Source organism: Micromonospora sp. NPDC049081, from assembly GCF_040648835.1.
Classification (GTDB): domain Bacteria; phylum Actinomycetota; class Actinomycetes; order Mycobacteriales; family Micromonosporaceae; genus Micromonospora; species Micromonospora antibiotica.
The window spans coordinates 309,481-321,175 of the sequence record NZ_JBEZEK010000001.1 but is presented as its reverse complement, the minus strand read 5'-3'; the positions used below and the strand labels follow the sequence as shown (position 1 = coordinate 321,175).

Here is an 11,695-nt window from a genome sequence, read left to right as displayed (position 1 = left end):
GAGTGGCAGTGGTCAGCCCGAGTGGCAGTGGTCAGCTTCCGGGGTGTCGGAACGTCGCGGTGGGTCGGTTGTCCCGCCGGCAGGACAACCGACCCGGCATGCCCGGGTGACAGCTCCCCAGTGGAGCCCGCAGCCGCTGGCCGGTGCGTGTGGCAGCCGGCGGAGGCCGCGTGTCGTGGTCACGTCGCGGAGGTCACCTGTGCCGGCTGGCTGGTGCTGTGCTGCTGCTGGCGATCGTCGAGCAGTGCGGCGATGGCCAGTAGGCCTATCAGTGCGATGAAGGCACCCACGCCGATGACCCACCGGGGGCCGAACCATTGCGCCAGTACGCCGCTCGCGAGCATGGCGACGAGCGACACCCCGGCGTAGATGGCGCCGGTCGTGCCCACGATCCGGCCGCGCAGCGAGAGCGGCGTGCTGAGCAGCAGCCAGGTCTGTCCGCCCACCCACGAGATGGTGAAGGGCAGCCCGGAAACGACGAAGACGATGTACGCCAGCGGAAGCGACGGCCAGATCGCCAGCACCACGATCGCGCCGTGGGAGATGGCGGCGCCGAGCAGGACGGGAAGGCGGTACCCCAGCCGGCGGACCACCGTGCCGATCATCGGACCAGCGATCAGGGCCGAGACCGCGAACAAGCTGTTGACCAGGCCCATCTGCCCGGACGTGGCACCGATCACGCCCAGCATGAGCACTGGGAACAGGGAAGACAGGGGTGCCTCCCTGATCGCGTCGAGGATTTGCAGGAGTATCAGGCCCCGAACGCGACGGCTGCGTCGGACGATCGCCAGATACCTGTCGCCGGCGCCTTCCGTGCCTTGCTCCGCCGTATCGCCGGCAGGCGGCGTCTTCCGCCCGGATCCTCGCAGCAGCAGGCTGAGCAGTGTGCACAGCAGCATCAGCGTGGTCACCCCGATGACCGTCCAGCGGAACCCGACCCATCCCATCGTGAACCCGCCGAGTGCCGGCCCCACCAGCCTGGTGGCATTGGAGGCGAACGAGTTCAGGCCGTTGGCCTCGGCCAGGTCCTCGGCGGTGACGTAGTCGGCGACGAGGACCTGCTCTGCCGGGGTGTAGAGCTGCTGGACGGCTGCCTGGGCGAACACCGCGCAGATGAGGCCGAGCGGCGAGTCGGCGACCGCGAAGAGGGCCATCAGTACCAGCACCCGCAGGAAGAGCGCGAACCGCATGATCCGCAGGGGGGCGCCCCAGCGGTCCGTGACCGTCCCGGCCAGGTGCCCGAAGGCCACCCCGGCCACGGTCGGGGTGGCCGCGAGCAGGGCTGTCCAGATCGGCGAGCCGGTGAGCTGGTAGAGATGGACGCTCAAGGCGATGCCGACGCCCGCTCCCACCAACGACGAGACCAGGTTGACGACCAGCAACGTTCCGAAGTGAGGATTCCTCAGCAGGAATCCGAGCGGTTTGGCCCCCTTGTTGACGCGCACCCGGCCGCTCCTCTCAGAAGGATGGCCATATCAGCCGTACGCGAAGACGTAATCATCCGTCAGTCTTGACGTCAAGGTATGTCTGTCGCTTGTTGACGATGGCGATTGCCTCAGCTAGAACTGGTTGAAGTCGATGGCAGAACCAGCAAAGTTCGCACTCCGTGAGCGTGCATGGAGAATTGGTATGTCAGTCATCAAACTCACCCCGCGATCGTCGGTACCCGTACATTTCTCCGCCGGGACCGCCCGGCAGGGGCCACTGACCATAGGTCAGATCAACATTCTGAAGTGGATTGATGATTTCGGTTCGAGGGAGGGCCAGCCGTATCCTGTCGTGACGTGTGCGGTGAGCCTGAGTGGTACGGCGAGTGTGGAGGATGTCACCGACAGTCTTGCCCTCCTGGTCGCTCGCCACGAAGTGCTGCGGACGTCCTTCGTCACCGGACCGCCGCCAGGTCAGCGTGTTTCCTCCGCAGGCACGCTGATGGTCGACATCTGTTCGCTGGAAGACGACCGGGCCGATCGGGTTGACGTCGAGGCTGCGCTGGCCAGGTACCTGGCCAGCTCAACTCCACCACGAACCGCGCAGGAGCGGCTGGCCGGCCACCAGTTGCGAGTTGCCCTCGCCGCGAGCGCTGACGTGGTGTGCGCGGTCCTCATCGAGTTCTCCCACATGGCGGTGGACAGGGCTGGCGCGAACATCCTCGAGCATGAGCTGGCTGAACTCATCAGCGATCCCTCGGCCCGAGTCGTGGGACCGCCTCGCCATCAGCCGCTGGATCAGGCGGAACTCGAACGCTCCGAGCGTGAATGTGCAAAGCGTCGTAGGACGCTGGAATACTGGAGCAGCAAGCTTGCCGTGATGCCCTCGCCGCTCTACCTGACACCTTCTGTGGGGCCTGCGCTCATCGAGGCGAATGGCGACGAGACAGTGGGCGTCTTCATGTCGTCACCGGCCGCCGCACTGGCCGCGCAGTGCGTGGGCGCACGCACGCGAACCAGCCGGTCCAGCTGCCTGCTTGCTGCGGTGTGCGCCGTGCTCTCCGTGCGTACCGGCTATCGCGAAATAGTCTTTCCGGTGATGCCCTCGAACCGCTTTGAGCGCCACCTCTACGACTACGTCGGCACGCTCGCCCAAACAGGCGTCGCCGCCATCGATGTCGGCTCAGCGAGCTTCGACGAACTGGTGAGAAACGCATGGAGTGGCATGCTGAAAGGGTGCATGCACGGCGTTTACGACGCATATGAGCTCGAAGAAGTCGGCAACCGGATAGCGCATGACCGTGGCGTGTTCTTCTGTTTCGATGCCATCTACAACTGCAGTGTCATCGAAAGCGGTGTGCCTGTGGAGGAACATCCACCATCGCCCGAGTACCTGAACGCCATGCTGAGTCGGACCCGACTGCGCCGTCACCCTATGCCGTTCCGTCTGGCGACACCCGTCCGATTCGATGTTTCCAGGCTGGAAGGCGAGGTGGAACTGGGTGGCTGGAGTTCCGACCTCGGCCGGGTGCCGGCGGAACACCTGACATCGTTGCTGCAGGCCGTTGAGCGTCTCCTGGTGGCGGCGGCCGGCGTCGACCTTGATCACGAGGGTATCGTCGACGTCCTTCAGATGGAGCCGGTCCGTCGGGACTCGAGCTGGGCCAGGACCGATGTCCAGTGGGTCGACCTGGCTGAGGTCCAGGGGCTCCTCGACGACGCGTTCGCGCCGGCCAGTGCGCGGATCTTCTCGCAGGTGGCGGGCGAGCCGCTGGTGGCGTATGTCGAGGCTTCCGATTCCGTCCGGACGCCGGAGCAGGCTCACGCACGGTGCATGGCCGCGCTGCCGGCACACCCGTCAGCGATGACGCCGCGCCGTTACGTCGTCTGCGACGCAGTTCCGGTCGGTGTCGACAACCCCGTCGGTTGGCCGGCGACAAGCGCGGGGTCGGGAAGGAGCGGGCTGCCAGACGCTCAAGGCCAGTCCAATGAGGCGCCGCTACACAGTCGATAGCCGCCGTGATGGTCCGACGCGATGCCGGAGCCGTACTGCTGGGTGATACCAAGGGCCTCGCCCCGGGCTGCGTCCGCAGCCCGGGGATTTCCCAAACTCGCCTCCACGTGGGCCTTGAACTCAAGGAACCTGGCACGGAGCACCGGAATCGGGCCTGTTTCACTGAAGGTCATCAGCGCCTCGCCGATCAGGGTGGCGGCGCGGTCCCAGTCCCCGACGACAACGCAGAACTCGACGAATGACAGCAGCACCCGGCCACTGGTCAGACCGCCGGCCATGCCACGCGACAGTGCGAGCGCGGCAGACAGGGTGACCTGCGCGGACTCGTACTGTCCCCGGCGAGTCATGAGTGAGCCGAGAGCGGCCAACGCGTGCGCCTCACCCACCGTGTCACCGCACTCCCGCGCCCGTGCCAGCACCCTGATGAACGACTCCTCAGCGTTTCGCCAGTTCCCCGTGCGGAGGTGGAAGGCACCGAGCCGGTGCTCGACCCGGGCGGCTGTGCGCGCCTGCGTGGCGCTCCTGGCAACCGCCTGGTCAAGGAGCAGCCTGGCATCGTCCCAGAGTTCCCTGTCCATGTAGATCTGCGCCATGTTGCCCAGCGCATCGACCTCGCCTACCTGGTCACCGACGGACCGGTGGTCGGCCAGAGCCCGCCGGTAGCCCCGCAGTGCCCGGTCGAACCGACCGGCCATCCGGTCAGCGAACGCGAGCGCACCGAGAGCCCGGGCCCGGCCCGCCGCATCGCCGATTTCCTCGCAGAGGCGCAGGGCGGACTCGAGGGTGGACGTGGCGTCCTGCACGCCGCTGTTGAGCGTCATCGTCCCCAGCGAGTACAGCAACGCGGCCTCACCGCGCTTGTTACCCGTCCGCCTGACGGCGTCCAGCGCTGTCTCGTGCGTTCGAAGCCAGTCCTCTAACCGGTGATCGGATTCGAACAGTGCGACCAGGGCGACAGCCAGCCCCCAGCACACCTCGTCCAGTCCGAGATGAGCTGCTTGGGACACGGCGAGAACCAGCCCCGCGCTCTCCAGCCGGAGCCAACCAAGCGGGTCCGCCACGAGTTGATCGCGTACGTTGGCCGGCAGCATCCACAACTGCGCGGCACAGCGCGGCCCCTCACCGCCGTAGACGCGGCGGTGGGCGTCCACGGCGAGGGAAAGCCAGCAGGACGACAGTCGGGACAGCGCGGCACGACGCTCGCTCGGCACCTCGTCCGCTGCCAGCCGCTCCAGGGAGAAGATGCGCACCAGAGCGTGCAGTCGGAACCGGTATCGGCCCGTGTCGTCCGCCCTCACCTCAACGAGACGGGCCGCGACGAGTTCGTCAAGCAGGTCGGCCGCCGAGTCACTGTCGGCATCGAGCAACGGAGCGCAGACCCAGGATGCGAAGTCCGCCGGGCCGAGGAGCGCGAGCCTGGTGAACAGCTGCCGCGCACCCTGGCTGAGGCCACCGTGCGAGGAAGCGATCGTGGCCCTGACGCTCATGTCACCGAGGGTCAGCTCGTCAAGTCGCCGAGTTTCGTCCTTCATGCGGGAGACCATCTGCGCGATGCTCCGGTGCGGCCACTTCACCAGCTTGGCGGCGACGATCCGCACGGCGAGCGGCAGGCACCCGCACAGCCTGACCAGTTCGAGTGCCATGTCGGACTCGGCGGCCACGCGTTCAGGGGGGACTATCTTGCCGAGCAGCTCGACGCAGGCTGCCTCGTCCAGGTTCTCCACCTGGACGTGTACGGCACCGGGCAGGCTGGTGAGCGGGTAGCGGCTCGTGACGAGCACACAGCAGTTGGAGTTTCCTGGCATCAGCGTCGTGACGCTGGCCGCACTGTCGGCGTCATCGAGCAGGATCAGGACCTTGCGATCGCCGAGCCAGCTGCGGTAGGCGGCCATCCGGTGTCCGGGCTCCTCCGGAAGTGCCGCCAGGGGGAAGCCGAGCGAGCCGAGCAGCTTGGCCAGCACGTCCAGCGGGTCGCTGCGATGACCGTCGCTGCCGGGGAGCTGGACGAAGATCGCGCCTCCGTCATACAGATGATGGACGGCGTGTGCCACGTGTATGGCCAGGGTCGTCTTACCGACGCCCCCATTACCGTTGAGGCACACGACAGGCATGTATCGCCGGCCTTCTCCGGACGCCGATCCGGAGAGCTTCGCGATGATGGTGTCGACCAGTTCCTCTCGACCGGTGAAGTCGGCGACAGTCGGCGGAAGCTGTCGGGGGACAACGGCGTCAACCCTGCCGGTGGGTTCCAGCCCGAGACCGGTCCGGGGCGCGACTGGCCGCGAGTCGACCCGTTCCTGGAAGGACTTGTGCAGCCTGTCGAGCTGGTCCGACGGCTCCAGGCCGATTTCTTCCCTGAGGATGGCCCGGATTTCCTGGAACGACTCAAGGGCGTCTGCTTGCCGGCCTGACCGGTACAGGGCGAGCATGTGCAACGCTCTCAGCGACTCCCGCAATGGGTGAACTCGGACGAGCTCACTCAACTCGGCCACGAGTTCGTGATGCCGATCGAGTTTGAGCTCGAGCTCGATACACTCTTCGGTAGTCCTGATTTGTTCCTCTTCAAGCCGGATCGCCATCGTTCTGACCAACCCGCTCTCGACGTCCGAGGCCACCGCCGGGCCGCGCCAGAGCGCGAGCGCGGCACGAAGCTCGGCTGCCGCGTCCATGATCTTCCCGGCAGCAGCCAGTTCGCGGCCGGAGTCGACCAGCCGGCGGAACACAGCGGAGTCGAGCGACTCGGCGGGAAGGTGGATCGTATAGCCAACCAGGCTGGTGGCGATCACCTGGCCGTAACCGAATTTTCGCAGCTGACGCCGCAAAGCGGAGATGCAGGTATGGATCTGCCCCTTGGCGGTGACGGGTGGATCCTCCCCCCATATCCCCTCAGTGATCCGGTCGAGCGATACGAGGTTTCCTTCCTGCATGAGGAGCATCGCCAGCACGGTTCGCTGGCGGCCGTTGGGAAACGGTAAAACCATTCGACCAAGTGAGACGTCGAGCGAACCAAGGATCCTGAAGTGCATAACCCGAAGCCATTTCGACGTGATGGGCACGAGGTGGACGTTCCGCGTCGTGGCGGACGATCCCGTGGTCGCTCGACAGGTGCGAGGTCCCGTCGTGGCGGTCCGTCAGCGGGCGGTGGGGCCCGGGGGAGTGAGCCGTCGACACCGCGGGGGACGCCTCGCCGCCGTCGATCAGTTCGTTGTGCGGGCCGAGCCGTAGCCGCGCGTCGACGTGCATCCCGGCCGTGGTAAGCCGCCGTTCGACCAGCTGAGCGTCGATGTGCTGGACGAGCTGGCGGCGACCTCCCGCCAGCGGGGCGGTGCCGGGCCGCAACCGTAACGCGTCACGTAGGGCGTTCACCGCGTCATCCAGGCGGTATCGGGCAAGTCCGCGCCGGGCGCTGACGCCATCAGATCCGACCCCCGTACGACACAGCGGATCGAGTGACCCGGTGGGCGCGTCACGATGGCGTCGGAGTTGCCACCGGCGGCCGAGCGTCCGCCTGATGGCCGAGACGCAGATCTGGATCTGCTCTCTGGTTGTCGACGGTGGCGCGGTAGGCCAGACGGCGTCCACCAGGCGTTCGACGGACATCACCCGGTCAGGTTCGAGCAACAACCTGAAGAGATTAATCCTCTGCCGCGGCGCGGACGGCGATTGGCGGGTCCCGCCCATGACCTCCAATCGGTCAAGAATGCGAAACCGCGCAGCGGCTGCTCGGTGCCGCAACGAATTCCGGCCCAGACGTGGATAAGACCATTCGGTGGCCCTAGTCCACGATGGGTGGTTCATGTGGATACCCGGGACGCGGTACGAAGGACGAATGAGACTGTCCGGTAAGGTCTGGTCAAATTTCTCGACCAGGGAGGAGTTTCGCCGGCGAAGGCAGGCGACCTGAGCGGCCGACACCCGATGTGGTAGGTCGGCGGCATGATCGCGATCCTCTCGTCAGCATGGATGTCGATGAATCACTATGATCGTTCGCTACACTGACATTCGTGGATCCCGGACAGCTGCGGACACTCGAACTGTGCGGCGCAGGTGAATGCGCGCTGTCCGTGGGAAAGAGCGGACGGCGGCGTACACACCGGAGGCCCACAGTTGGCCGCTGAATCCGCCCCGCAGCTCCTGCGGCGATTGTGTGATGATCTACGGAGCCTGCGGAGGCAGGCCGGTGGACCGAGTCTGCGGGCCTTGGAGCTGCAGCTCGGGCGCGGTAAGACTCAGCTCGCGGCCGTGCTGAATGGTCAGATCCGGCGACTTCCCGACTGGGAACTGATCAGGGGCCTGGTCACCAACTGCCACCGGTACGCCGACGAGCACGGCCGGCTGGACCGGCTGTCGGTGGCAACCGGCATCGAAGAGCACTGGCGCCCCCGATACACCCTGCTGGAGTACGCCTTCAGCGAGAAGTCCGCCGCGCCAGCGGATCCCGGCGGCGGCGGTGCCGACTACCCGGGCGGCATGCCGGTTCCCCGACAGCTTCCGTTGGCGGTGCGCCACTTCACGGGTCGCGCCCACGAGCTGGCGACGCTGGACGCCCTGGCCGAGATGAGCGCCCGCGCCGGCACGGTGGTGATCGTCGCCATCGGTGGCACGGCGGGGGTGGGCAAGACCACGTTGGCCGTGTGCTGGGCGCACCGGGTAGCCGGCCGGTTCCGTGACGGGCAGTTGTACGTGGACCTGCGTGGCTTCGACCCCGGCGGCCGGGCGGTGGACCCGGCCGAGGCGGTCCGTCGTCTCCTCGACGCCCTTGAGGTGCCGCCAAGCCGGATCCCCGCCGATCTGGACGCCCAGGCGGCGCTCTACCGCAGTCTGCTCGCCGATAAGCGCATGCTGATCGTGTTGGACAACGCCCGCGACGCCGTCCAGGTGCGTCCGTTGTTGCCCGCCGCACCCGGCTGCCTGGTCGTGATCACCAGTCGCAACCGGCTCTCCAGCCTGGTGGCCGTCGAGGGTGCTCACCCGCTCATGCTGGACCTGTTCACCACCGTGGAGGCCCAGGATGCGCTGACCGACCGGCTCGGCCTCGACCGGGTCACCGCCGAACCCACAGCGGTCGACGAGATCGTCGACCGCTGCGCTCGGCTACCACTGGCACTGGCCGTGGTCGCCGCCCGCGCAGCGATGTACCTGGAGCTGCCGCTGGCCGCCGTGGTCCGGGAACTGGCAGACGTACCGGGCCGGTTGGACGTCTTCGGGGACGGCGACCCGCAAACCGACGTCCGGGCAGTGTTCTCCTGGTCCTATCAGGCGCTGACCCCACCGGCGGCCCGCCTGTTCCGGCTGCTGAGCCTCCACCCGGGTCCGGATGTCACCGTCGCGGCCGCGGGCAGCCTCGCCGCCGTTCCCCTCCCCGAGGCACGGTCGTCACTGCTCGAACTGATCTCGGCGAGCCTCACCGCCGAGCGTCATCCCGGCCGGCACACCTGGCACGACCTGATGCGTGACTACGCCGCGCACCTGGCCCGGTCCACCGAATCCGAATCGGACCGGCGGGCGGCCATCGGCCGGATCTTCGACCACTACCTGCACACGGCGTACAACGCCAATCAGCTGCTGGACCCCGCGACGGACCACACCGAGCCGGCCCCGCCGGCCGAGGGGACCGTACCGGAACAGTTCACCGACTACCAGCGCGCACTCGACTGGTTCACCAGTGAACGCGCTGTCCTGCTCAACATCATCGACCACGCCACCACCGGCCGGGAGGCACAGGTCGGACAACTCGCCCAGGCTGTAACGGTCTTCCTGGACCGTCGGGGGCACTGGCACGACGGGCTGGTGATCTGGCGAACCGCGATCGCGGCCGCAGCCCGGGTGGCCGATCGGGTCATGGAGGCGCGCGCCCACCGCCAGCTCGGCCGCGCGTACACGCGGCTGTACCGGTTCGACGACGCCGACACCCAGCTCCATCGCGGCCTGGATCTCGCCGTCCTGGCCGGTGACCGCACTGAACAGGCCCACATCCACAACACCCTGTCCATCACGTGTGAGCGACGGGGTGACCTGAAGCAGGCTCTCCGACACGACCACCGCGCCCTTGACCTGTACCGCGAAACCGGCCACCGGCTCGGGCAGGCCAGATGCCACAACGCGATCGGCTGGCACCTCACCCTGCTCCGCGACCACGCACAGGCCCTGGTCTACTGCGAACGAGCCCTCGTCCTCCTGCGAGAGCTCAACGACCGGGCCGGTCAGGGAATGACCCTGGACAGCCTCGGCCACATCCACCACCACCTCGGCCAGCACGCCCAAGCCGTCGTCTGCTACGAGCAGGCGGTGGACGTGCACCGGGAGTTGGGCGACCAGTTCAGCGAGGCGGAGGCACTCGACCACCTCGGCGACACCCAGCACGACATGGGCGACAGCGTCAACGCCTCGCGGTCGTGGCACAAGGCCCTCGAACTACTCACCGGCCTCGATCATCCCAGCGCCGGTAGCGTCCGGACCAAAGTCACCGCCCATGGCACCGGACCCACGTCGCGACATTCGACGACACGCCCTCCGACCGTGTCCGTTGAGGTGTGAACCCACCCACGGCGAGGTAGCGACCGGTGCTCCCGACGAGCACCGCGAGTGCGTCAGTTGTGTACTGCTGACCACAGAGCGTTGGGGATGCGGGCTGATCGGGTGTGTCGCACGTGCTGTGGCTGGCCCCGAGAGTGGTACGGAGTTCGGCTGGTAGGGGTCGGCGGCAGTGATGGTGCGGCAGCGGCGGGCGGTCCAGCGCGATGCGGCCAGGCGGCGAACACGATGGTCAGGTGTGCGTCGGCTCGCGAAGTGAGTTCAGGTGGCCGTGCGTGCTCAGGGGCCGGTGGATCCTGCGTCGGGAAGTCGACCGGATCGGCTTCTCGACTGTGGCTACGCGAGCGATCCTCATGATTCAATGCATCGCTCCTGCCACGAGAGGACACAATGAGAGGCAGCACCTTGGTCCGCCGGATGCTGGCGACGGTCGCGACCGTCGCGTTGGCCGTCACGATGGGCACCACCCCGACGGCCGCAGCGGCCGAGCCGGAACGGGAGGCGACGCGACCGGTCGCCGGCGGTCAGCTCCTCACCAGGTCCGCCGCTACCATCACCCCACCCCCGGTGCGGAACATCGTCGGCACGGTCGCCGTGGGTGACCGGTATCCGTACGTCTTCAGCATCGGCACCGACGGGAACCTCTGGATCAACTGGCAGGACCAGACCGAGGGGTGGAACTGGTCCAACATGGGCACACCGCCGGGGGTCGGGATCCGGATGCCGGTCGGGGTGACCATCGTCGACAACTTCAGCCGGCCGTACGCCTTTGTCCTCGGCACCGACGGCAACCTCTGGAGCCTGTGGCGGTCGTCCTCCACCTGGCAGTGGCGCAACCAGGGTGCGCCGCCTGGTGCGAACTTCGTGAGTTGGCCGAGCTTCGCCGCCGTCGCCGTAGGCGGCAGCAGCCCGTACGTCTTCGTGCGCAGCGACGGCGACGAGGCGACCTGGGTGAACTGGTGGAACGGTTCGGTGTGGTCCTGGGCCAACCTCGGCTCACCCCCCGACGGCGTCTCCGCCTACGGGCCGCTCGGCGTGCTGCTGGAGGGGGGCACCCCGCAGGTCTACGTCGTCGGCAACGACGGACACCTCTGGAGTGCCCGGGTCGACGGTCAGGCCGCGATCTGGAACGACCTGGGGAACCCCGGCGTCAACCTCGACTCCGGCAGTAACGCGTTCGGTGCGCGGAATGCGATCCAGGTGGTGCCGGATGCCCGCCCGTACCTCTTCGTCCTCGGCTCCGACCGTAACGCCTGGCTGCGCTGGCGGTCCGGGGCCGGATGGCAGTGGCACAATTTGGGCTCACCCCCGGGGGAGACGCTGGTGACCGCCCCGCTCGGTGTCCTCTCGGTCGATGGCAGTTCCCCGTTCTCCTTTTACCGTACTGATGAGGGCGGGTTGTGGATCAACTACTGGGACGGGTCGAACTGGTACTGGAGTGACCAGAACCCTCCGTTCCGGCCGGCGGGGGGTGGCTCCGCCGTGGTCGCGCCGCAGGATTCAAGCCGGCCGGCGCTCTTCGTGCTCGACACCAGCGGCAATCTGTGGAGTCGGTGGTGGAACGGGAGTTGGTGGAACTGGACCAACCGGAGCGCCACGTAGCGGGTCCAGCCTCGACCGGGCGGCCGGGCAGCGGGCGCTCACGGTGGCGAGGATGGGCGGTCTGCTGCGATGCTCGTCCGCGACTCGTCAGCCGTTCAGGACGGTCCAAGGTGACATG

5 protein-coding genes are annotated in these 11,695 nt (G+C 67.5%); 3 read left to right on the top strand and 2 right to left on the bottom strand.

Annotation, left to right across the window (positions count from 1 at the left end):
• Positions 1 to 179 precede the first annotated feature (179 nt).
• Entirely contained in the window at positions 180 to 1,445 is a 1,266-nt protein-coding gene (locus AB0B63_RS00990) for an MFS transporter (protein ID WP_357013500.1), read from the bottom strand.
• Positions 1,446 to 1,629: 184 nt separating this feature from the next.
• Here AB0B63_RS00990 and AB0B63_RS00985 point away from each other — a divergent pair, with 184 nt between their 5' ends.
• Complete coding sequence (locus AB0B63_RS00985; protein ID WP_357013497.1) at positions 1,630 to 3,441, top strand: condensation domain-containing protein; 1,812 nt, start codon at positions 1,630 to 1,632, stop codon at positions 3,439 to 3,441.
• Here the strand turns inward: AB0B63_RS00985 and AB0B63_RS00980 are convergent.
• On the bottom strand, positions 3,402 to 6,497 hold the full coding sequence (locus AB0B63_RS00980; RefSeq protein WP_357013495.1) for a BTAD domain-containing putative transcriptional regulator: 3,096 nt from the start codon (positions 6,495 to 6,497) through the stop codon (positions 3,402 to 3,404). The two genes, AB0B63_RS00985 and AB0B63_RS00980, sit on opposite strands and share 40 nt — an antisense overlap.
• A 1,144-nt stretch (positions 6,498 to 7,641) precedes the next feature.
• Between AB0B63_RS00980 and AB0B63_RS00975 the strand changes: the two genes are divergently transcribed.
• Together AB0B63_RS00975 and AB0B63_RS00970 are read left to right on the top strand one after the other, a co-directional pair.
• Positions 7,642 to 9,978, top strand: a complete 2,337-nt coding sequence (locus tag AB0B63_RS00975) for a tetratricopeptide repeat protein (RefSeq protein WP_357013492.1) — start codon at positions 7,642 to 7,644, stop codon at positions 9,976 to 9,978.
• Between the two features lie 387 nt (positions 9,979 to 10,365).
• Positions 10,366 to 11,577, top strand: a complete 1,212-nt coding sequence (locus AB0B63_RS00970) for a hypothetical protein (protein WP_357013489.1) — start codon at positions 10,366 to 10,368, stop codon at positions 11,575 to 11,577.
• Positions 11,578 to 11,695: the final 118 nt, after the last annotated feature.

Bases quoted from the DNA above. Each gene is read 5' to 3' on its own strand.
- AB0B63_RS00985 (WP_357013497.1), top strand. From the start codon at position 1,630: ATGTCAGTCATCAAACTCACCCCGCGATCGTCGGTACCCGTACATTTC.
- AB0B63_RS00970 (WP_357013489.1), top strand. From the start codon at position 10,366: ATGAGAGGCAGCACCTTGGTCCGCCGGATGCTGGCGACGGTCGCGACC.